Origin of the sequence: Moraxella sp. K23, from assembly GCF_041154765.1 — a bacterium.
Lineage (GTDB): Bacteria > Pseudomonadota > Gammaproteobacteria > Pseudomonadales > Moraxellaceae > Faucicola > Faucicola tetraodonis.
In genome coordinates this window covers 56,538-79,031 of sequence record NZ_AP031596.1, presented here as the reverse complement: position 1 = coordinate 79,031, position 22,494 = coordinate 56,538, and the positions used below count along the sequence as shown (strand labels likewise).

The following is a 22,494-nucleotide window of genomic DNA, read 5'->3' as shown; positions in this document are numbered from 1 at the left end:
TTCAACAAAAACACCTGTTATTATTGAATAAATCAAGGCTAGCAATTTTAATTGTTTTTACCCCAGTTTTATTCAATAATATTGTCTATTATTTATTTCAATAAAAACCTATCAATGATATTACGTTAGTAAACGTTTTTTGTATTTTATTGTAATTTATGTATTGACAATAATATTTTTATTCTAAATTTTAATTTATGCTTTTTAGATATTATCTCGTATATCTGGATAACTTTTAGTTATGGTTATAAGGTGAGTTAAAATTAGTCGATATTTTTCAGAGGGTGGGTATTTGTCGACTATTTCGTTACTGCGTCGTTGGCTATTTTTTTAGGAGGGTATTTTGACGGTTCAGGTAATTGGTTATGCTCGGGTGTCAACCAAGGAGCAAGATTTGTCTTTGCAGCTTGATGCTTTGAGTAAATATGGCTGTGATCGAATTTTTACTGATAAGATAAGTAGTGTAAAAGAACGCCAAGGGTTAACAGATGCGTTAGGCTATTTACGCGACGGTGATACCTTGGTGGTTTGGAAGTTAGATAGGTTGTGTCGCTCCCTACCCGATTTGATTAAAATCAGTGAGCAAATTCGGACGGCGGGTGCACAGCTTGTGAGTATTACCGAGAGTATTGATACCAGCACACCTGCCGGTCGGTTGTATTTTAATATTTTAGGAGCACTGGGTCAGATGGAGCGTGAGCTGATTCAAGAGCGGGTAAAGGCGGGTCTTGCGGCAGCGCGTCGCCGTGGTAAAGTCCCGGGTAAGCCTAGGGTGAGTGAGGAGAAGTTGGAACTCGCTCGCCGAGAGTTGTCGAGTGGGCGGACGTATCCTGAGGTGGCAAGAATTCTAGGGGTGCATCCGCAGACGTTGTATCGGTTGGTGCCGGTGAAAAGTCTTAATGTGGGTGTGATAGGGAGTTGATAGGGGTTCAGCACAGAATTTGGACATTATCTCGCTTCATCTAGGCACGCAGTAGCGGGAATGATCGGAGGCTTACCTTTTTAATAGAAATCATTAATATTAACATCACCCAATCAATATGAAATCTTTAGCTTAGGCTAATTCTTTTCAATGGAGTCTTCCCTATCAAATACGACAGTATGCGTTTGTTGGTTAAATTCTATCCTTATCTGATGAATGATATGGTTGGCCGTTTGAAACAATAACGCAATAGGGCTGATGTCACCGACGTCAAAACTGGACAATACGTTGTTATCAACAAATGCTTTTTCGATTAGCGCAAGGTTCACTCACTCGTCAATGAGTTTGTCAATTAAGAATGTTGCATTGCCTGTTTCTATCCAGTAGTTTTTATAGATCCTTAAGGGGTGTTTTAAAAATTGAATAGTCCTACTTTATAATTGGGCAAGCAAAGCTGTTGACGAGTAAACAGCTTTGCTTTGACCTCAAAGAAGATACCTATCCTAACTACCCAACACCGCTTCTTTTTGCAACTAGCGCTATTTCGGGTAGGAAGACCGATAACAACGTTAAAATTCGCTAGTTTTCTGCAGCGCTTAGTTCAGCGTTGGCATTGAAAACTGCTGAGCTTCGCGAACACTGGCACTTGGCCAACGCTGGGTAATCGTTTTGCGGCGGGTAAAGAAACGAACACCGTCGGGACCATACATAAACAAGTCACCAAATAATGAACGCTTCCAACCACCGAAGCTTTGATACGCCACTGGCACAGGCAATGGAATATTCACCCCGACCATCCCTACTTGGATATTGTCAGTAAAATAGCGAGCTGCTTCGCCATCCCGAGTATAAATACAGGTACCATTGCCATATTCATGCTCATTGATGAGTGTCATCGCCTCATCCATAGTCTGTACTCGCATCACTTGTAAGACAGGGCCAAAGATTTCTGCCTGATAACTGCTCATTTCTTTCGTCACATTATCAATCAAGGTTGCACCGACAAAAAATCCGTTTTCATAGCCTGCTGGTGTCGTACGTGAGCCATCCACCAATACCGACGCACCTTGTTCTGAGGCGCTTTTGATATGCCCTAGTACTTTTTGTTTGTGTTCATGGGTAATCACGGGCCCAAAGTCATTGGCTTTGTCTGAATGTACCCCGATTTTTAGCTGCTGCATCGCATTTTTTAGTGCCGCAATCATTTTATCGGCAATCTCATCACCTACTGCTACCGCCACTGACAGCGCCATACAGCGTTCACCCGATGAGCCAAACGCTGCCCCTAGCAATGAATTCACCACGTTGTCTAAGTCAGCATCGGGCATCACAATCGCATGGTTTTTGGCACCGCCCAATGCCTGACAACGTTTGCCATTAGCTGCAGCAGTTTTATAAATATACTCAGCGATAGGGGTGGAGCCGACAAAGCTTACTGCTTGGATGTCTTTATGAGTCAAGATCGCATCGACAGCGTCTTTGCCACCATTGACCACATTTAATACACCATCGGGTAAGCCTGCTTCTTTTAACAATTGGGCAATGTATAGCGACGCACTAGGATCTCTTTCAGACGGTTTTAATACGAAGGTGTTGCCACATACAATCGCCATGGGGAACATCCAGAGCGGCACCATCACTGGAAAGTTAAAGGGGGTGATACCTGCGACAACACCTAATGGATGAAATTCACTCCATGAGTCGATGTCAGGTCCGACATTGCGGCTGTGTTCACCCTTTAACAGCTCGGGTGCCCCACATGCATATTCCACATTCTCGATACCACGTTGTAATTCACCTGCCGCATCATGCACGATTTTGCCGTGTTCTTCACCGATTAGACGACAGATTTCGTCAGCATGGCGTTCAAGTAGCTCTTTAAATTTAAACATAATCCGAGCCCGTTTTAGGGGCGGCGTTTTACGCCAATCGGGAAAAGCGGCTTTAGCAGCAGCGACTGCGTCATCAATGGTTTTGGCACCGCCGATGGCAACCTGTTTGCTCACTTCGCCAGTCGATGGGTTATAAACCGGCTGCGTTTGGCTGTCATCTACGATGAGCTCGCCGTTTATAAAGTGTCCGATGGTTTGCATAAGTAATCCTCCTTGGATAAATAGCTAGTTTTGATAAATAGGGTAAGATGAAATAGTGTCAGTGGTTAATTAGTCCCAAAGTTTACGATACAGCGATAGCATTTGTGTCGTATCTGGAACGCGAGGGTTGTTATTGGGCGAGCCAGAGCCAAATGCTTGCTCGCACATGGTATCAAGCACACCATCAAAATATTGGCGTTCGACGCCAAAAGACTGTAAGGTTGGTACTTCAAACTCTTGATTAATTGCTTTTAAAAATTCAATCAATTTTTGGTTGGCAGTGTCAACACTGTCATCAGCGGCGGTGATACCCAATGCGTGAGCACAATCGGCATAGCGCTCTGGGGCATTAGGAATCGAAAACTCGGTAATAGTAGGCAGTAGCATGGCATTGGATAACCCATGAGGCACATGGAAAAATGCCCCAATCGGACGACTCATACCGTGTACCAGTGCCACGGATGAGTTACAAAAGGCAATACCCGCCAAGGTCGATCCAAGCATCATCGCCTCACGGGCGGCTTGGTTGCTACCATCATGATAAGCAGTTTGCAGACTTGAGCCAATGAGTCGTAACGCGGCTAACGCTTGCTGGTCGCTGTAAACATTACGTTTTTGGCTAACATACGCTTCGATGGCATGGGTCATCGCATCAATCCCCGTATCTGCAGTCGTACGCGGTGGCACACTCATGGTAAAGCTATAATCAATCACCGCTGCAATCGGCATAAAACCTGTACCGACGCATAGCAGTTTTTCATTTTTTTGCTCATCAGTAATGATGGTAAATTTGGTTGCCTCCGCCCCTGTACCTGCAGTGGTAGGTATCGCGATTATTGGCAAGCCTGCTTCATTGACTTGACGAGGAAACTTATAATCGCGTATCTCACCGCCAAACTTACCCAAGATGGCAATGGCTTTAGCACTGTCGATGGGGCTGCCGCCACCTAGGGCAATCACGCAATCATACGCTTGCTGTTGTACTTTTTTGATACCCATTTCAATCGACTTATCAGTCGGCTCTGGCACGGTATCCGAAAAGACATCTGAGGCGATGCCATTTTCTTGTAATACGGCTTGGACCTTGGCGACATAGCCTAATTGCACCATCATGTTATCGGTGATAATCAGGGGTTTTTTGACGTTCAGTTTTTCAAGTATCGAAGGTAAGCTTTTGTAGGATTCATAGCCTACTTCCATGATTCTGGGTAAAAGGATGGTGCTAGACATCGTTCATATTCCTTTATGTGTGAAGGTGAAGTTATAAAGAGCCAAATAGGGTGCCCAAAGTGATAACAACCACGAGTGCGATTACCGGAATGACTACAGCAACCATAAAAATATCTTTGTAGGATTCTTTATGCGTCAGCTGACAGATGGCCAACAAGGTAATCACCGCCCCATTATGCGGCAATGCATCCAAACCGCCAGAAGCGATTGATGCCACGCGATGCATCAACTCTGGGTTGATACCAAATTGGTGAGCCAACTGTAAGTAAGTCTCACCCATCGTGTTTAACGCAATACTCATACCACCTGAGGCCGATCCGGTAATACCTGCCATCACGTTAATAAAAATTGCCTCTGAGATAAGTGGATTACCCGGTGATAAACCCAATAAAAACTCTTTAAGAATCACAAAACCAGTTAATGTCGCAATCACTGAACCATATCCAACCTCGGAGGCGGTGTTAAATATTGGAAGTAACGAGCCAAATGCGCCACTACTCAAAGACTCTTTTAGGTCTTTCCAGCGTTGCCAATTTAAAGTAATGAGTGCCAAGCAAGAGACCACTAGAGCAATCACGATTGACCAAATACCTAGCACTTTGCTTAAAGGCATATTGCCAAATTTCTCGGTGGCTAAGTAGCTGCTATCCAAACTTGGCAGCCACCATTTCGTACACAAAAAATTGATCAGAATAACCAGAATAATGGGTATCAATGCAACCCAAATGGATGGCACATTGTGCTGCTCTAAAACGGGTAACTTCTCTTGGTGGTTACCATAGCCTTCACCACTTATGCTTGCCAGTTTTGCCTGCCGATTCATCCAAATCATGCCACCAATCAACATAATGATGCCGCCTAACGTGCCTAGTACAGGTGCTGCGAAGGCATCTGTTTTGAAAAAAGGCATTGGAATGGCATTTTGGATCGCGGGTGTTCCAGGTAGTGCAGTCATCGTAAAAGTTAAAGCACCCAACGCAATCGCGCCTGGAATTAGCCGCTTAGGTATATTTAATTTACGAAATAACTGTGCTGCAATCGGATAGACAGCGAAACCTACTACGAATAACGATACCCCGCCATAAGTCAAAATGGCACATGCTAAGACGATTGCTAGCATCGCTTGCTTGCTTCCTAGCTTCGCTACTAAATACTCTGCAATACTTAAGGCTGAACCTGAATCATCCATCAGTTTGCCAAAGACCGCACCAAGTAAGAACAAGGGGAAAAAACTTACAATATACCCACCCAAGCCTTTCATGAATATCTGGGTATAAATTCCTAACATCGTACTGGATTCGCCACTTAGCACAACAGCTAACATAGCTAGAATCGGTGCTAATAAAATAACGCTATGTCCTCTATATGCCAAATACATTAAGAGAGACAAAGACAATAATATGCCTAGTAAGCTAATCATACACATTCCTTGTGCAAGTAATAAAAATATATAATGGGAATTATATTCTCATTATATAAATTATCATAGATTTTTTTAGTGTACAAGCGATGATTGAATAAATTCGTGCTGTTTTACCCTATCTTGTTGACATCAAAGGCAGAGGCGTATATTTTTCGCAGCTAAGATAGTTATTCTTTGGTAAAAGAGACGGTATGACAACAGAAAAAAAGAAAGGCTCCAGCGTTGAACGCGTGCTACATATTATTGAGCTTGTAGCCAATTCCCAGATTCCATTAAGTATTGCAGATTTGGCACAAGCCTTAGATATCCCTTTATCAAGCGCTCATCGGCTCGTCGGACAACTGGAAAGTACCGGATTTTTGCAATTTGACATCCAAGGCAGAATTATCTGTGGTCAGCGTACCCACAGTTTTGCAATGAATTTATGGCAGACTGGTCATTACAAAGCCGAGCGGCTGTCTGTTTTGCAAAAATTATCGGATCAAATTGATGAAACAGTAGGCATTGCGATTATGCAAGACTTAGAAGTGGTGTATGTAGATCGGGTCTTGTCAAATTGGCCGTTACAGATTTATTTACCCGCTGGGACACATGTGCCCATTTGGGCAAGTGCCAGCGGTAAGCTGTTATTAGCCCAGTTGCCTGACAATGAATGCCACAGAATTATCAATCGCATGACTATACATGCATTGACCAAAAGCACCTTGGTGGATAAGCATATATTACTAGATAAAATTGATAGTATTCGGCACTCACAAGTGGGGACCGACAATGAAGAGTTTATACCAGGCATGGTCGCCTGTGCAGTACCTATCCCCAATGGTGATAATCCTGTTTTTGCAACGGTGTTTACTCATGGTCCCACAATCCGTAAATCCTTAGATGAGCTACTTAGCTATGTGCCACAGATGCAGGAAGCTGCCTTAGCATTGCAGCAGATTTTTCAAAGGCAAAGTATGTAAATTACTTTCAGATGATTGATGAGGTAAATATCTGAAAAAAAAATGTAAAATATTCGAACGCTGCTATCAATTGTCAATAATGAAGAAAAACACTTGATAGATTTGAGTTGATGGAGGTTATCGTGTGAGAAGTTCGCTTACTCAGTCAAAACCATTTCAGGGGAAACTTGATGACTTCTACAAGTTTGAAGTTATTCCAAAAATTTGAGTGGTCGAATATTCTTTTGCTTGGCTTAATATCGGTAATTTATTCTTAATAATTTTCTCTTCGTTTACGAATATATATATTTAATCTTGTTAGCATATTTATCTGAAAATCGTTACTTATTTTACTCAAATCAAGATTATTATAGTGTCCACATGTGGACACATTTTTAATTATAAAGCATTATATTTTATAATGCTTTTTTCATTTTTTCACTTTATAATATTCATAATTCAAATATGTCCACATGTGGACACTTATGGCAGAGTAAAAAATTATGAATAAATCAGCGAGAGTCATTACTATTGCAAACCATAAAGGAGGTTGTGGCAAGACCGCCACAACTGTTCATCTATCAGCAGAACTCGCTAAGCTTGGTATGAAGGTTTTAGTTATCGACTTAGACCCTCAAGAAAATGCCAGTACTCACATTGGTTTAAAACATCCAAGTGAAATAGATATTAGTATTCGAGATTTGATTATACCTAACTATGATAATCCTGTATCCAAAGATGACCTTATAGAAAAGTCAATTCATGACACTACGCATTTTGATGGCGTTTCATTAATTTACAGTTCTTTAAAACTAACAATCGATAAGGACAAAATTAGAGAAAGAGAACCTAGACCCATGGAAGTTCTCGTAGAGGTAATTGATAAATTAAAAAACCGATATGATGTTATTTTACTAGATACCCCACCTAGCTTAGAAATTTTAACTAGTAATGCTCTAGCTTGTTCGACAGACTACATCATCCCTATTTTTAGTGGCTCTCAATACGGCATGTATGGAGTAGTTGAATTGCAACGCTATATTGACAGTTTAAAGCGTATTAATCCAACTCTAAACCTATTAGGTGCTCTACTAGTTAGACACGATGAAAGACAATTAATGTGCCGCAATATTCGCGATGAGTTAGAAATTGCTCTAGGTAAAGTGATTCCAATTACTATTCCGAGTAGTGCAAAAATCGACCAAGCAGCAAAGCTACATCTGAGTATCAGTGATATCGATACTCAGTCATCAATCGCTAGACAATTTAGGGATTTGGCAAAATGGGTGGCAAAAGAAATAGGCTTTATCTCCGATGTGTCCACAAGTGGACAAAACAAGTAAATTTTAAAAATACCAATGGGGATTATTTATGAGCAAACTCGCAAAATTGTTGGCAGAAAAATCGGCACAAGATCAAGAAAAATTAAAAAACGACTATTTAGGTTCTAATAGTAGAGATATTTTTGTGACGGGCGCTAATACTTATGTCCAAATAGCACTCGAAAATATTAAACCTAATAAATTCCAACCAAGGATGGTTTTTGATGAGTTAGAACTTCAGAGCCTGGCTAACTCCATAAAAGAACTAGGCTTACTGCAGCCAATCATTGTAAGATCAAGCGGTGAAAGCAATCAGTACGAAATTATTTCAGGCGAAAGAAGATATCGTGCCTTTCAATTATTAGAAAAACCCTACATTGATTGTATAGTGATGGATGCCACTGACGAAAAAAATAGCTTATTAGCCTTGGCAGAAAATATTAACCGAGAAGATTTAACAGATTATGAAATCGCTAAATCCGTCATAGCTTTTAAAAATGGTTTTCCAAACAAATCCGAATATGCAAATACGCTAGGTATTTCACGCCAAGACCTATACCGATTATTATCTTTTGAGAAATTACCCCTAGAGATACAGCAACGTCTCGATAATTCTCCCACTTTATTAACTGCAAAAACTGCAGAACAGATAGGGCAATTTATTAAGAACAATGATATAGCTAGTGAAAAAATGGTAGAGATACTAAATGAGGTTCTAGATTTGGTACTAACAGAAGGTCTCAAACAAAACGGCATACTTAATGAAATCGAAATCAGAGTAAAAGGCAACAAAGGTAATAATATTAAAAACGGTAATCGTACCGTCAAAATATTTGCAATAGATGGCAAAAAAGTGGGGCAAATTAAGAAAAATCTCAATAAGACAACAATTGAATTTAGTAATGATATTTTAGATCAACATCAACAAGCGATTGAAAAATTCTTCGAAACTTTAATCTCTTCTTAAAATTCAAATTTTAATAAAAGGAGTTTTGGTTAGTAACTAGTAGACGAATTGACTCTTAACTAACAAAAACTCTTTTTATAAGTAATTAGTATTATTTAGTTTTGATTTCGATTACTAAAATCTATTAGCCTGTTCATCGTCTAAATACTCTTGCAAAGGACGTTTTATAAAGTCACCAGGATGAGTTATCAAACGTTTAGACATTTCCTCTATCCAAGAATTTGACGACTGGTTAGCAGGACTTTGTGGATTAACCATATTAGAATAATCGGATATGAATTTTTTGCTATGTGTAATTCTAGCAATCTGTTTATCACTTAAGTTTTCTATCAACAATGCTTTATTATCAATATTATTTTGCTTATTAACACTCTGCTTTTTAATTTCAAATTTAAAACAAAACCCTGTAATTGTTCTTCCGTCTTTTATCTGATCATACCCGACTAACAAGTCGCTATGTTCATTTATTTCTCCAACAGCTTTATCTAAAACATATTTTTTAAAATCACTCATGCCTTGATACTGCTTTGGTTCTATACCTAATTGTTTTCTAAAAATTTCCAACGGAAATTCGTCTGTTTTTCCATTACGCTTGTTTCTAAATTGCGTTATAAGTTCATATAACCTTACACTGTAAACACTTTTAAACTTAATAGTATTACTTAATAAGTATTTGGTAAAAAAATCGATTGCCCCATCAATTCTAGTAATACCTTCAACCACTGCCGGGGTGAAAACAATTTCAATACCTCCTCTGTTTTCAAGATATTCGACTTGGCTTAACCAATTACTTGACACAAGATTATTTCTTGGATTAATGAAACTAAAATAGCGTTTTAAAAGATGTATACTGGCTTCCTTAAGCCTTAGATAGCCGTTTTCAGTAGTTGTTTCAAATGCTTCTGCATATCGCTGAGCTGATATAAATAAAGGATCATTAGCATTAAGACCTTTACCGTTCTCACGTGCATCAATTATTGCTAATTGCATAATCCTAATCTCAGCAAGCGATAAATTTTGTAGCACCGTATTTAAATGATTGGTTTTTACAACTAAGTCAGCCATATCGATACACTCTTATTTTCTTAAAGAGAATAATAACTCTTTCCTTTTAAAGAGTAAATATACAGGCTCATTAAATTATAACTAAAACTCTTTTAATGGCTAACTAAAACTCTTTTAATGACTAACTAAAACTCTTTTAATGACTAACTAAAACTCTTTTAATTGGTAATAAGCCATTGATTTTAATGTAAAAAAAACTACCGTAAAGCTTGTAAAGCTAAAAAAACTAGTAAAACATATTGTCTAATTTTTTATCTATCTTTAGAACTAATTGAAATCTGCGAAATAAGGGTTATATTTATTCATTCAATGATAATAATTAGTATCTAAATCACGTATTAGCCATTTATGTCACTTTTTTACAAAACAGAGGGTGAGAAACACTCGATTTCAGGTTTAGATAAAGACTCATCACGAGAACGTATTGAGGCTGTAGTTAATTTATGATGGGGCACTATCGAAAACCTAAAGAAACGACTAAAACGCCGCAAGCGAACATGTTAAATGGCTAAATTAGCGATTTTATGATGACCTTGGCCAATTATATATAAATTTGATGACTTAAAACTAAATAACAGCGGATACGCAATCTCAAATCCATACCATCTTTAACCAATTAGATCAATATCACCCTTTTTACTTTCATAACAAAAACACGGGCGGGTGGGGCAAAATGACTAAATTATTGAAATGGCATTTTGTTATATTTCTATAAACCTGATTATCTACATACTTATCTACACGAATAGACCTTCTAGTACAAGCGTATGAAAGGTCTATGGCATTCACCCATATGAGTGGATGGGGAGAGCTAATTTTACTAATACCCAAGTTGCAATTGTTTAAAGAACACACACTGAAATCTAATCGTTATTTTAGCCTAAGCAAGGCTATGCACACTTTGGGGTAGAACATAGCAATGCGCACCGAGCAGCAGCCGATGCGTTAGCCTGTGTTACGGTATGGCAGGGGATGGTGAAAAGTCATCATTGGGATTATTGAATGGCGTATGATACTGAAATACAGCTATGTAGTAGGGAACAGAGCAACCTAATTAATAGGGTTGCTCTTTTTTATTGTGCTGGGATTCGTCATCATCTACATACAAAATAATATCACCTGGTGCGCAATCTAAATACTTACATAATTTATCAATGGCATCGATATCAATTTTTATCACATCATTGTTATACAAACGATAAAGGGTCGAACGACTTATATCCAAATCTCTATCAATATCGGCAACTTTAAGTCCACGTTGTGCCAATAAAACAGGCAAATTTATCTTTATCACAATAAAATCCCTAAAAACGAAAATAAATACTTGATTTAGGAATAAAATAATATTAATATAGTTCCTAAATTAGGGAATAAATTTTATTTTTAGATATAAATTCCCAATTTCAACTATTATCCCATACTTGAGATAATTTTCCAATCGAACAACAAAAAATTCAAGGAGCACAAAAATGCACCCAAACCCCGTCATCCAACACCTCTATGACCAACTTGACCAAAGAAAAAACCGCCAACAGCAAATTAATAAGCTTACAAGCCAACTAATCAAAGAACAGCGGATACAACCAGGTGACAACCTTTACCTGTTTCTAGGACTCATCAAACGCTGCAACAACACCCAAGCCATTCAAACATGGATTTCAGAAATATTAGACGACATAGACGTAAACGACGACCAAGAAAAATACCGACAGCTTGAACATAAATTTCTAAAACTTATGCCAGAAATAGCATAGAACAAGTCCCCTTAACAACCGCTAAAACCACAAGCCTAACCTAAAGAAAGGAAAATCATATGGGCTACAAATACCTTGCAAAAAACCACATCAGTGAACAACAAACCATCATTGTGCGTGACTACTTTGAAACCCCACTAGAGACTCACGGCAATCATTTAGATCACATCACACATATCTGTCAGTATTACAACATCAGTGCACCGTTACTTAGCGAAATGGTCAGCCACTTCAAAATCTATGACACCCAAACCCACTGTATGATTCATAGACATCATTTCAATATAATCGGAGACTATGAACAAAGAAATTCAACAAAGACTCGGATGGATTAAATTATTTGAAGACACGAATGATGCTGGTCTAGTTTGTCGTAGATGTGGTATTTCAAGACCAACGTTACGCAAGTGGTGGAAGCGATACTCTGAACAAGGTATTGATGGTTTGGCAAGCCAAAGTAAGCGTCCGCTTAAATCACCTAATACCAAAGTTAATCAACACATTGAAGATTTATTATTACAAATGCGGTCTAGTAGAAATCTCGGAGCTAGACGTTTGCAAACGGAACTAATAAGGCTTCATCAAATATCCTTATCTTTGGCGACGATTCATAAAGTATTAACCAATCACCAAGTCAAACCGATTAAGAAATTTCGTCGTAAGGCAGATTACCTACGGTATGAACGCCCACTACCAGGAGATAGAGTCCAAATGGATACCTGTAAAATAGCATCTGGGCTTTATCAATACACCTCAATTGATGACTGTACTAGATATCGGGTACTTAGGCTCTATAACCGCCGTACTGCAGCCAATACGCTGGATTTTTTAGATTGTGTGATTGAGGAAATGCCATTTTCCATTCAAAGAGTACAAACCGATCGTGGACTTGAATTGTAAGCCCCCGACCATCCCCTCTACTGCACTCTTAGATGAAGCGACATAATGTCCATGATTTTCAGCAAATGGACATTAAAATGGCAACCAACAAACCCAAGCGCAAGACCTACAGTGACGAATTCAAAGAATTTCTAGTACAAGAAGCCGAAGTCTCAGGGCGGTCTATTGCCAGCATTGCCAGAGACAACGGCATCAACCAGAATCTCTTACACAACTGGAAACGTGAACACAAAGGAAAACAATCCCAAACTGACCGACTACCCGCACGCATCGACAACAACGCCTCCAGCAACAACTCAACATTCATCCCTGTTAACGTAACGCCAGAACCAAACCGTGAGCAAATCACCGATTTCATCACATCTAGGTCATCAGTCCTGACAGGTATAGAACTACAAATTCCCAGCCATAACGGGACGCCCATAAAACTCACCATCGACCAAATTGACAATTACAGCCTTATTGAATTACTGCGAGGGCTACAATGAACCCCCTTATCAACCCCCAACAAATATGGCTATCCACCACTCCCATGGACATGCGAAGTGGCAGTAACAAATTACTCGCCTTCATCCTACAGCACCACCCAGGCATCCGCCCAAACTGTGCCTACCTATTTTACAACAAAGCAGGCACCCGGCTAAAAATACTCATCCATGACGGCCTGGGCATATGGCTATGCACCCGAACACTCGATGATGGCAAATTTCACGGACTTGGCGAACGTCTCATGCGACATCACAGCCCATCCAACCAAACCACAGGACTCACCATCAGCCACGAGCAATTTAACGCCTTGGTTAGTGGTTTGCCTTGGCACAACCTAGGCAAAGATATACTCACCCCGCTTACCTAAGCTGACTTTATCATAAAGCCGCTAAATCTCAACTATCACCGCCTATTTACTGACAATGCAGGGCGGTTATGGCAAACTCATGTCATGACCGCCGCCCACCCATCCGACCCAACTGCCCCAAGCTACGCTGATTTATTAGCCCAAAACGCTCGGCTTCAACAGCAGCTTGACGCACAAAAACAACATTACCAACAGCAAGCAGCGCAACTCAAACAGCAATACCAACAACAAATGGACGCTCAAAGGCAGCAATACGAAGCTAAGCTTGCTCGCATTAACCAAGCGCTCACTGACGCCATCACCAAACAGCAACGTCTTATCCATCGGCTGTTTGGGCAAAAAAGCGAAGGCTTAACCCCCAAACAAGACCACCTAAACAAAGAAACCGCCTTAGAAGACCTTGCATTGCTTGAACAAGCCCATGACAACTTCCTAGCCAAGCTTAGCGATGACGAGCGAGCCAAACTGGTTGCTAGCAAGCCGATTAACACACACAACGATAGCACAGACATTCAATCCAAAAAGCCGACTCAGCCCAAACGACAAAAACGCATCGTTATTCCTGACAACCTTGACATTCACACTATCATCCACGAACCACCGTCAATTACCTGTGAGTGTGGCTGTCAAATGACGCAAATTGGCCAGGATGTTCAAGACAAACTTGGCTTTAAGCCAAAGCAGTTTTACCGTGAGCGTCATGTTTATCCTAAATACATTTGCCGTAACGCTGAGTGCAACCGTGAAAAGCTGGTTCAAGCCAAAACCGACGCCCAAATCATCGATAAAAGCGTTGCGACGCCTGCGCTACTGGCTCATGTGCTTATCAGTAAATACGCTGACCATTTACCCCTGTATCGCCAAAGCCTGATTTATCAGCGTAGTGGGGTATATTTATCTGATTCGACCTTAGCCGATTGGGTGGGATATAATACTCCCCGAAAACTAGACCAAAAATTCGTAGCAAATAAGATAGAATAGCCCTTAAGAAAAGAGGTCTATCTAATGACAAAAGTTCGTAAACGTCATAATGCTGAATTCAAAAGCAAAGTTGCTGTTGAAGCAATTAAAGAGCAAAAAACGATCAATGAGCTGACTGCTGAATACGGTGTTCATGCAACCCAAATCAGCAACTGGAAAAAGCAAGCCTTGGCTGTCATACCAACCGCCTTTAACACCAAACAGCAAGATAACGAACAAGCCCAGCAAGCCATTATCGATGAACTGCATCGGCAACTGGGGCAAGTCATTAGTGAGAGAGACTGGCTTAAAAAAAAGTCCTCACAGCTCACTTAGAGTCTCGTAAACAACTACTAGAGCCTGATAGTAAAGATTTTAGTACCCGTAAGCAATGTAAACTGCTTGGTATTAACCGCTCAAGCCTGTACTATCAGCCAAAGCCCATCAGCGAGCTTGATATCACCCTGATGAACCTGCTTGACGAACAATATACCAAAACCCCATTTTACGGGGTCAAACGCATGACAGCGTATTTGAGGCAATTAGGCTATCGTGTCAATCACAAGCGAGTACGCAGACTATTACGGCAAATGGGGCTAGATGCCATCTACCAGCGTCCTAACACCAGTAAACCCAATCCTGAGCATCAAGTTTATCCCTATTTGCTTAGGAATGTACCCATCACCCGCTGTAACCAAGTGTGGAGTACCGATATCACATACATTCGCCTGTCTAAAGGGTTTGTGTATTTGATGGCGGTGATTGATTGGTACAGCCGTTATGTTTTAGGTTGGTCGCTATCTACCACGCTTGAGGCAGATTTCTGCATTGATACGGTGGGTAAACTACTGCACAATGGGTTACGCTGTGAGATTTTTAATACGGATCAAGGCTCGCAGTTTACCAGTCCAAGATTTACCACGCCACTCATTGATTCGGGCATTGCTGTAAGCATGGACGGTCGCGGCAGGGCGTTGGATAATATCTTTGTAGAAAGACTGTGGCGATCAGTGAAATACGAATGTGTGTATTTACGCCAGTTTGATACGGTCAGTCAAGCCAGAGTTGGTTTGAAAGACTATTTTGAGTTTTACAACTATGAGCGATTGCATCAGTCGCTTGATTACCATACCCCTGCACAGGTTTATTTAGATAACAATAGTTCGGTTAATACTGTGCTTTATCAACCCAATTCTATCTTAATTTTGTGATTATTTGGTCTAGACATTGGGGAGTACCTTAAACCGACGAGCCTTTAACCTGTCAAGATGACGTTGCAAAATTGCTTGAAGACTTCGGTTTCGAAATCTCTCGCAGAGGCAAAGACAGTATCAGTATTAAAAACCCTGACCCCACCAAAAAAAATATAAAACTTAAAGGTGTCATTTATGAGCGAGACATCACCCAATCCATTATTAGCTACATTGCACAACGCACAGGCCCAAACCAAGCAGCAAATCCAATCCCAGCAGGCACAAGAGAAGACCAGCTTAGAACAGCAGAAACAATTTTTCCAAGCGAGCTTGAAAAACGTCGAGAACGATATTATCAGCGGTATGACGAAAATTTGCGAGCTGCTCGAGCAGTATCAAAAGAGCAGTCGAAGCTTAAGCGACAGTCATCTAAAGCAGCATCAAAGCTGGCTCAATCAGACCTGTCAGACCTTGGAGAGCGCCAAACAGGCCTTGCTTGGGATGTTGGAGCAAATGGATCAGCTCAAGCAGCAGACGAGCGACGATTATCAGCACATTCAAACTCACCTGACGGAGCAGGGCAATCAACTGCATCAAGCCATAACCAACGAGACACAAACCACCCTGCAGCATCACCAACAGCAGCAACAAACCCTACGGGCGCAGATGGAGGCGAATCATCAAGCGGATATCGAAGCTATCGAGGACAGCCAACAACAGAGCAGGGCGCTGATTGGGCAAATGGCACGCAACAAACTGCGCCTAGGAATCGTGATGGGCAGCCTATTGGGGGGATTGATACTGCTGATGCTGATTCTGACTCTGATGAATTACAGCCAGTACCAGGATTGGCAAGAGACCAAGATCTTGGTCGACCAAAGTCAAAAGGAATTGACCTTACTCAACCAACAAATCAATCGTACACCACTTCAATATCAAGCCCAAGCCCTTACGGATATCCAGGCGGTGTATGGTGGTGGTATCAATATCACTCCCAAAAATCCAAAAAACGCCGTGTGTCAGAACAACGGTTTTGGCTATCCGACTTTATTTATCAGCCAAAACCCGTATTACCGTCCCAATTAGAGAAAAATAACCATGCAACCCATTACCACCCAGCAACTCATTACCGAAAGCTTAAACAAGCTGTCGAGCGATTTGTACAGCCAAGTGAGCCAGACGCTCAACCAACTCAAAGAGCAGCAACCGCAGACAATCGACAAGATGGTACAAAAACATCTGGAATTGATGTTGCCCAGCTTATATCAACAACTGTTAGTACACCTCGACCAACAGATACAGCAAAAAACCCAGCAACACAACCAGCAAATCAACGAGTACTTGAACGAATTAGACAAGCTTCAGACCGCCGAGATAGAAACACTGAAAAAAGGACAAGAAGAATTTCAAAACTTGCAAGACAAGATCCAATCAACCTTGACCCGCTTGGATGTTATACAAATCGTCGACGAAAGCGAGTTCGAAAAGTCACTGACAGATTTAGAGGCTTCGATAAAGACATTACACAGCAGTATATCGCAGAGCAACAGCGAGCAGCAAAGCTTAGAAAGCTTAATCAGCGAGCTAGAAACGTTAAAAACGGATTTAGCGGACAAAGTGAGCGAATTGACAAAGTTGCAGTCGGATTTAACCAGTTACACAATGCAGTTAAAGCAATTATTGAGTTGATCATCAATTTACTCAAGCGATTATTTAATAGCCTAAGCAATCAATTTAGCAATGTGGTTAAAATCAATACTGAGACCAAGCAGCCATTATCGCCTCAACAGAAAACCGATTATGTTAATAGCCGTCCACAGAGTTTGGACTGGTATAATGAGCTCAAAGATGAAGTTAAAACGCTGCCAAAAGAGCGCAAAAATGATAACGTACCAAGATTTAGAATGAGATAATGTGAGACAAGAAAGATTGGTATTTAACATAATGAATGTTGGGAGTAGTAAAAAACTTATGCTCAGTATAGTTTGTGACTTTTTTATGGATAATAAGTTATTACAGAAGGGTGGCTAAACGACTATTTCTTTAAAAGATGGATTTAGAAAAATTTTAAATGTAGAAACCCAAAACTATGTTTGGGTTTCTAATAAGAGATAAAATAATCAACAAAAATTATATTATACGATTTTACAAGCCTCCTCAAAAGCCAATCTTGGCAAGCGTGAATACTGTTTCTCTTTTTCACCGTAGCCTATATTAATTAATAGATTAGATTTCCACTGAGTACCTGCTAGGAAGGTGGCATCAACCACATTGATTTGAAAGCCAGACATCGGGCCTGTATCGAGTCCCAAGCTACGACAAGCCATAATCAAATAAGCCGCTTGCATCGAGCTGTTACGAAAGGCGGTCTCTTTTGCCATCTCGGGGCTAGAGGTAAACCATGATTTAGCATCGGTATGGGGGAATAGTTGAGGGAGTTTTTCGTAAAAAGATTCATCATAGGCGACAATTACAGTGACAGGGGCATTCATGGTTTTTTCAACATTCCCTGAAGACAGAGCAGGTTTTAATCTTTCTTTGGCTTCGGCAGATTTGACAAAGACAAAGCGAGCGGGCGAACAATTAGCCGATGTTGGACAGAGCTTTACCAAGTCATAAAGTTGTTGCAATATCTCATCTGAAACTGGTTTGTCTTGCCAATGGTTGAATGTTCTAGCTTGATGAAATAATTGATTTAAACTTTCATCGCTAAGACTTTGATTATATACAGACATTTTTTTATCCTTTTTCTATTTGGTTAGGTTAAAAGTTAACTAGATTAAAAATTTTAAAATTGTTTGATTCATCATCGCTGCTTGGGTGACGGTGCTAGCATGACCGCCTGTCGCCATCAGGTTAAATTTGGCATGGGGCATATTTTGAGTCAGTGATAGGCCCCGTTGCCAAGGCACTAAGGTGTCATCGGCATTGCTTATCACTAAAGTTGGATGATTGACGGTTGCTGCGGTTGTTTTGGGTTGGTAGGCTTTTAAGGAGTTTAAGCGAGCCAGAACATTGGGTATGGGTGCGAATTTTACAATGGCTTGATTTTCTTGTTCGGTTAAAATTTGGGCATTTTCTGAAATCCACTGCGGTGGGTATAAAAAAATGGCTTGGGCCTTAACATATGCCCCAATACCTGTATGCTCAAGTAAACTTTGACGTAAGTTAAAACATTTTAGGGTATAAAAATCGAGTTCATCCCAAGGATTGAGCAAAACCAATTTTTCTAATAATTGAGGCGCTTGGGCTGCGACCTCTAATCCAATAAAAGCACCGAGTGCATGACCGACAAAATGACAACTGGATAAATTGTTACACTTTAAAATGTCAACAAGTTCAGTCGCTAAATCTTTGAGCTGATAGTTAGAAGACAATAACTCGCTATCTTGCTGCACGCCTTGTTGGTCATAACATAACACCTGAAAATGTTGGGTAAAAAAGTCAATTTGCGGTTGCCAAAAATTCGCATGACCGCCTAAACCAGAGCTAAAAACCAGCGTTTTTGTAATAGATTTATCGTTACAGGGAAAAATTTCTACTGTCATACATTCTTGCCTTTATCCATTTTTAATGCCTAATCAACTAAAAATGAACTATTCAAGAATCATACCAATACTAACGTGGGTGAAAACACCTTTGCTAAGGGATTAAACTATCAACCAATAATTGAAAGCTGGTTTGTTTTGCCTCAGTGGTAAATTTTTTATTGGATAAAGTCTTACCCACGACGGCGTCAGTCTGCACAGCAAAATCCGCATAATGCTGGGTTACCGCCCAAATATGAAAAATAAGATGATAGGGAGAGACGGCTTTTAGTTTCCCTTGTTCTATCCATGTCTCGATGACCTGAACCTTTTGCTTAACCAGTTTTTTAAGTGGTCCTTTTAATACGTTCATCAAATGCGGGGCTCCCTGCATAATTTCTAGGGCATATAGCCTTGAAGATTCGGGGTTATTTTTGGATAGCTCATATTTGACGGCAATATAATTTTTCAAAGCCTCTTTTGGTTCTGCTTTGGTTTCCAGTCCAGCAAGTGGCGTTAACCATTCTGTCAACACATCTTCTAAAACGACAACATATAAATCTTCTTTATTATCAAAATAATACAATAAATTAGACTTTGACATATTGGCTTTTTTGGCAATCGTTTCAATGCGGGCTCCATTAAGCCCCAATTGAGAAAATTCGACCAAGGCAGCTTGTAAAATCTCTTTGCGTTTGAGGCTTGTTTTATCAGTTTCTGGATTGATTGCGTTTTTCATAACAATTGCCTTATTCGTTTAAATCTTAAGCTTTGTTTGCCGATTGATAACAACATTATCTGTTAAATTTCACCAAAAAATCACCTTTACCTTGCACCTGTTTGAAGCATATGCACAAATATGATGAATGAATTTGACCATTTGGTCAAATTTAAATTTTATAAAATTTATATAAAATATTGATTTTAATAGTATTAAATATTGGCACGCTAAATGCAATAGAGAAAATATGAGAAATTTTGATTTCATAATTTTTTTCATAACCCCAAAATTCATTTATACAAGCATTCTTAGAAGAAGGAAGGTAACAATATGAAAGTAGGTATCTTTTGTCCGATTGGTAACAACGGTTGGCTTATTTCAAAAAATGCACCACAGTACAAACCTACGTTTGAATTAAATAAAGAAATCGTACAACGTGCTGAACACTATGGCTTTGATTTTGCCCTGTCGATGATTAAATTGCGGGGCTTTGGTGGCGAAACCGAATTTTGGGATTATAACTTAGAAACCTTTACCTTGATGGCAGGTTTAGCCGCCGTCACCTCAAAAATAAAAATCTACGCAACTGCCGCAACGCTAGTCATGCCACCTGCGATTGTCGCTCGTATGGCGTCAACCATTGATTCGATTTCAAATGGACGTTTTGGTTTGAATGTGGTAACAGGTTGGCAAAAACCTGAATATAGCCAAATGGGTATGTGGCCAGGGGAGGAGTACTTTGGCAAACGCTATCAATATTTATCCGAGTATGTCCAAATTTTAAGACAACTGTTTGAAACAGGGCAGTCTGATTTTAAAGGCGAATTCTTTAACATGGATGATTGCCAAGTCAAACCTATGCCACAAGCGGACATGAAAATCATTTGTGCAGGTCAATCCGATGATGGTTTAGCCTTCTCAGCAAAATATGCCGATTACAACTTTGTGTTTGGTAAAGGCTTAAATACCCCAACTGCTTATGCACCCATTAATGACCGCTTAAAAGCCCAAACCGATAAAACAGGTCGTGATGTCTCGACTTATGTACTGTTTATGGTCATCGCCGATGAAACGGATGAAAAGGCTCAGGCTAAATGGCAAAGCTATAACGAAGGGGCAGATATGGAAGCAATTGCTTGGTTACAAGACCAAGGTAGCAAAGATAAGACTTCGGGCAGTGATACCAATATTCGCCACATGGCGTCAAGCGTGTCGCCTGTCAATATCAATATGGGTACGCTGATGGGTTCATACGAGAAAGTCGCCAGTATGCTCGATGCAATCGCTGAAATTAAAGGCACGGACGGTATTCTTTTGACTTTTGATGATTTTATCCAAGGCGTTGAGGACTTTGGTACTCGCATTCAACCTTTGATGAAAAGTCGCATTGATGTGGATAGTCCAATTGCTAGTCAAGTCAGCAAATCAGTGGCTTAAGGAGCAATAAAATGAATTCTGAATCTATCGTTTGTGCAAATTTTACTTCAGAAACTGCACCTGTGTTAAAAGCTGAGCCAGAGTCTATCAAACTAGATCCAGCCCAAACGGCTCTCATCATTGTCGATATGCAAAATGCTTATACCAGTATGGGTGGCTATTTGGACTTGGCAGGGTTTGATGTGTCTAAGACCACCCCTGTCGTTGCCCAAATTAAAAAAGCCATTGATATTGCTCATAAAGCAGGTATCCAAGTTATCTTTTTTCGTAATGGTTGGGATGAGAATTATGTGGAAGCAGGCGGTGAAGGCTCACCGAACTTTCATAAATCAAACGCCCTAAAAACCATGCGACAAAAACCAGAACTCAATGGCAAGCTGTTGGCAAAAGGTGGCTGGGACTATGATTTAATCGATGAGTTGTCGCCCAGTAAAGATGATATTGTTATTGATAAACCCCGTTATAGCGGTTTTTACAATACCAGTCTCGATAGCATGTTGCGTGTCCGTGGTATCCGTAATTTAATTTTTACAGGCATTGCCACCAACGTTTGTGTTGAATCCACCTTGCGAGACGGCTACTTTTTAGAGTATTTCGGCATTTTATTGGATGATGCGTGTTATCAAGCAGGCCCTCGTGAAGCCCATGACGCCACACTTTACAACGTCAAAACCTTTTTTGGTTGGGTGAGTAATGTCGCAAATATGGAATCCTGTTTTCCATAGAAAATAAATAAAATCAATTATTAACAAATAAACAACTCAATATAAGGAATTTTATCATGGCAAAAACAGTCATTATCCCAGAAGGCACTGGCAAACCATTAGCACCCTATGTACCTGCTACCAAAGCAGACAATATTGTGTATGTATCAGGGACGCTTGCGTTTGATGAAAACAATAACGTGGTGCATGTTAGTGATGCGGCAGCTCAAACCCGTCATGTATTAACCACGATTCAAAAAGTGATTGAAACAGCAGGCGGCACAATGGACGATGTGACTTTTAATTCTATTTTTTTAAAAGACTGGGCGGATTATGCAGCGGTTAATACGGTATATGCCGAATTTTTCCCAAATGACAAACCTGCTCGTTTTTGTATTCAATGTGGTTTAGTTAAACCTGATGCGTTAGTCGAAATCGCTTCTATTGCCCATGTTGGCTAAATAACTTTAACTAAAGGT

Annotated in this window: 24 protein-coding genes and 1 pseudogene; 16 read left to right on the top strand and 9 right to left on the bottom strand. The window is 40.2% G+C overall.

Annotated elements, in window-relative coordinates:
* Positions 1 to 343 precede the first annotated feature (343 nt).
* Positions 344 to 922, top strand: a complete 579-nt coding sequence (locus ACAM37_RS11320; protein WP_369626880.1) for a recombinase family protein — start codon at positions 344 to 346, stop codon at positions 920 to 922.
* 137 nt (positions 923 to 1,059) lie between these two features.
* Here ACAM37_RS11320 and ACAM37_RS11315 read toward each other — a convergent pair whose 3' ends face one another.
* The 4 genes from ACAM37_RS11315 to ACAM37_RS11300 form a co-directional block, all read right to left on the bottom strand.
* A complete protein-coding gene (locus tag ACAM37_RS11315) occupies positions 1,060 to 1,251 on the bottom strand; it encodes a hypothetical protein (RefSeq protein ID WP_282850610.1) in 192 nt (63 codons plus the stop codon).
* A 267-nt stretch (positions 1,252 to 1,518) separates the two neighbouring features.
* On the bottom strand, positions 1,519 to 3,015 hold the full coding sequence (locus ACAM37_RS11310) for a CoA-acylating methylmalonate-semialdehyde dehydrogenase (RefSeq protein WP_282850609.1): 1,497 nt from the start codon (positions 3,013 to 3,015) through the stop codon (positions 1,519 to 1,521).
* 69 nt (positions 3,016 to 3,084) lie between these two features.
* Positions 3,085 to 4,245 carry an iron-containing alcohol dehydrogenase gene (locus ACAM37_RS11305; RefSeq protein ID WP_282850607.1) on the bottom strand — a complete coding sequence of 387 codons (1,161 nt, stop codon included), beginning with the start codon at positions 4,243 to 4,245 and terminating at the stop codon, positions 3,085 to 3,087.
* A gap of 31 nt (positions 4,246 to 4,276) precedes the next feature.
* Positions 4,277 to 5,665, bottom strand: a complete 1,389-nt coding sequence (locus ACAM37_RS11300) for a GntP family permease (RefSeq protein ID WP_095356865.1) — start codon at positions 5,663 to 5,665, stop codon at positions 4,277 to 4,279.
* A gap of 194 nt (positions 5,666 to 5,859) precedes the next feature.
* On the opposite strand from ACAM37_RS11300, the gene ACAM37_RS11295 reads away from it, so the two are divergent.
* The 3 genes from ACAM37_RS11295 (at position 5,860) to ACAM37_RS11285 (ending at position 8,898) form a co-directional block, all read left to right on the top strand.
* On the top strand, positions 5,860 to 6,630 hold the full coding sequence (locus tag ACAM37_RS11295; protein ID WP_101965246.1) for an IclR family transcriptional regulator: 771 nt from the start codon (positions 5,860 to 5,862) through the stop codon (positions 6,628 to 6,630).
* A gap of 482 nt (positions 6,631 to 7,112) precedes the next feature.
* Complete coding sequence (locus ACAM37_RS11290; RefSeq protein WP_095356867.1) at positions 7,113 to 7,952, top strand: ParA family protein; 840 nt, start codon at positions 7,113 to 7,115, stop codon at positions 7,950 to 7,952.
* 28 nt (positions 7,953 to 7,980) lie between these two features.
* Positions 7,981 to 8,898 carry a ParB/RepB/Spo0J family partition protein gene (locus ACAM37_RS11285; protein WP_101965244.1) on the top strand — a complete coding sequence of 306 codons (918 nt, stop codon included), beginning with the start codon at positions 7,981 to 7,983 and terminating at the stop codon, positions 8,896 to 8,898.
* Positions 8,899 to 9,012: 114 nt separating this feature from the next.
* Here the strand turns inward: ACAM37_RS11285 and repM are convergent, their stop codons facing one another.
* Together repM and ACAM37_RS11275 are read right to left on the bottom strand one after the other, a co-directional pair.
* Positions 9,013 to 9,963 carry a replication initiation protein RepM gene (gene repM / locus ACAM37_RS11280; protein WP_282850601.1) on the bottom strand — a complete coding sequence of 317 codons (951 nt, stop codon included), beginning with the start codon at positions 9,961 to 9,963 and terminating at the stop codon, positions 9,013 to 9,015.
* Between the two features lie 1,054 nt (positions 9,964 to 11,017).
* Positions 11,018 to 11,257: a helix-turn-helix domain-containing protein gene (locus ACAM37_RS11275; protein WP_040403339.1), complete on the bottom strand. Its 240-nt coding sequence runs from the start codon at positions 11,255 to 11,257 to the stop codon at positions 11,018 to 11,020.
* A 175-nt stretch (positions 11,258 to 11,432) separates the two neighbouring features.
* On the opposite strand from ACAM37_RS11275, the gene ACAM37_RS11270 reads away from it, so the two are divergent.
* The 9 genes and pseudogenes from ACAM37_RS11270 to ACAM37_RS11230 all read left to right on the top strand — a co-directional run bounded on the left by ACAM37_RS11270 (position 11,433) and on the right by ACAM37_RS11230 (position 17,539).
* Positions 11,433 to 11,717: a hypothetical protein gene (locus ACAM37_RS11270; RefSeq protein WP_309592555.1), complete on the top strand. Its 285-nt coding sequence runs from the start codon at positions 11,433 to 11,435 to the stop codon at positions 11,715 to 11,717.
* 297 nt (positions 11,718 to 12,014) lie between these two features.
* Positions 12,015 to 12,611 (top strand): annotated as a pseudogene (locus ACAM37_RS11265) (helix-turn-helix domain-containing protein); the annotation flags it as partial.
* A gap of 38 nt (positions 12,612 to 12,649) precedes the next feature.
* Positions 12,650 to 13,105, top strand: coding sequence for a transposase (locus ACAM37_RS11260; RefSeq protein ID WP_369626879.1), 456 nt, complete (start codon positions 12,650 to 12,652; stop codon positions 13,103 to 13,105).
* Positions 13,102 to 13,473, top strand: a complete 372-nt coding sequence (gene tnpB, locus ACAM37_RS11255) for an IS66 family insertion sequence element accessory protein TnpB (protein ID WP_138018975.1) — start codon at positions 13,102 to 13,104, stop codon at positions 13,471 to 13,473. Before ACAM37_RS11260 ends, tnpB begins: the two co-directional genes overlap by 4 nt.
* Positions 13,474 to 13,557: 84 nt before the next feature.
* Positions 13,558 to 14,454 carry an IS66 family transposase gene (locus tag ACAM37_RS11250; RefSeq protein ID WP_369626878.1) on the top strand — a complete coding sequence of 299 codons (897 nt, stop codon included), beginning with the start codon at positions 13,558 to 13,560 and terminating at the stop codon, positions 14,452 to 14,454.
* A 24-nt stretch (positions 14,455 to 14,478) separates the two neighbouring features.
* Positions 14,479 to 15,644 (top strand): IS3 family transposase gene (locus ACAM37_RS11245; protein ID WP_099808697.1). Its coding sequence is split into 2 segments (ribosomal slippage): positions 14,479 to 14,752 and positions 14,752 to 15,644, totalling 1,167 coding nucleotides; the frame shifts between segments, so codons are not numbered across the junction.
* A 177-nt stretch (positions 15,645 to 15,821) separates the two neighbouring features.
* Entirely contained in the window at positions 15,822 to 16,712 is an 891-nt protein-coding gene (locus ACAM37_RS11240) for a hypothetical protein (protein WP_369626877.1), read from the top strand.
* A 12-nt stretch (positions 16,713 to 16,724) separates the two neighbouring features.
* Complete coding sequence (locus ACAM37_RS11235; protein ID WP_099808695.1) at positions 16,725 to 17,315, top strand: hypothetical protein; 591 nt, start codon at positions 16,725 to 16,727, stop codon at positions 17,313 to 17,315.
* Entirely contained in the window at positions 17,312 to 17,539 is a 228-nt protein-coding gene (locus tag ACAM37_RS11230; protein ID WP_099808694.1) for a hypothetical protein, read from the top strand. The genes ACAM37_RS11235 and ACAM37_RS11230 overlap by 4 nt, the downstream gene beginning before the upstream one ends.
* A 222-nt stretch (positions 17,540 to 17,761) precedes the next feature.
* Here ACAM37_RS11230 and ACAM37_RS11225 read toward each other — a convergent pair whose 3' ends face one another.
* From ACAM37_RS11225 to ACAM37_RS11215, 3 genes are all read right to left on the bottom strand, one after another.
* Positions 17,762 to 18,361: a malonic semialdehyde reductase gene (locus ACAM37_RS11225; RefSeq protein WP_062335091.1), complete on the bottom strand. Its 600-nt coding sequence runs from the start codon at positions 18,359 to 18,361 to the stop codon at positions 17,762 to 17,764.
* Between the two features lie 39 nt (positions 18,362 to 18,400).
* Positions 18,401 to 19,174 carry a pyrimidine utilization protein D gene (gene rutD, locus ACAM37_RS11220; RefSeq protein WP_369626876.1) on the bottom strand — a complete coding sequence of 258 codons (774 nt, stop codon included), beginning with the start codon at positions 19,172 to 19,174 and terminating at the stop codon, positions 18,401 to 18,403.
* Between the two features lie 94 nt (positions 19,175 to 19,268).
* On the bottom strand, positions 19,269 to 19,892 hold the full coding sequence (locus ACAM37_RS11215) for a TetR family transcriptional regulator C-terminal domain-containing protein (RefSeq protein ID WP_060994630.1): 624 nt from the start codon (positions 19,890 to 19,892) through the stop codon (positions 19,269 to 19,271).
* A gap of 312 nt (positions 19,893 to 20,204) precedes the next feature.
* On the opposite strand from ACAM37_RS11215, the gene rutA reads away from it, so the two are divergent.
* Genes rutA through rutC form a run of 3 tightly spaced genes read left to right on the top strand, consistent with a single transcriptional unit; the run spans position 20,205 to position 22,476 of the window.
* Positions 20,205 to 21,311, top strand: coding sequence for a pyrimidine utilization protein A (rutA, locus tag ACAM37_RS11210; protein ID WP_060994628.1), 1,107 nt, complete (start codon positions 20,205 to 20,207; stop codon positions 21,309 to 21,311).
* An 11-nt stretch (positions 21,312 to 21,322) separates the two neighbouring features.
* Positions 21,323 to 22,036: a pyrimidine utilization protein B gene (gene rutB, locus ACAM37_RS11205; protein ID WP_060994627.1), complete on the top strand. Its 714-nt coding sequence runs from the start codon at positions 21,323 to 21,325 to the stop codon at positions 22,034 to 22,036.
* Positions 22,037 to 22,092: 56 nt separating this feature from the next.
* The gene (rutC, locus tag ACAM37_RS11200; RefSeq protein ID WP_369626875.1) at positions 22,093 to 22,476 is read left to right on the top strand and encodes a pyrimidine utilization protein C; all 384 of its coding nucleotides are present in this window, start codon (positions 22,093 to 22,095) and stop codon (positions 22,474 to 22,476) included.
* The last annotated feature ends 18 nt before the right edge of the window (positions 22,477 to 22,494 follow it).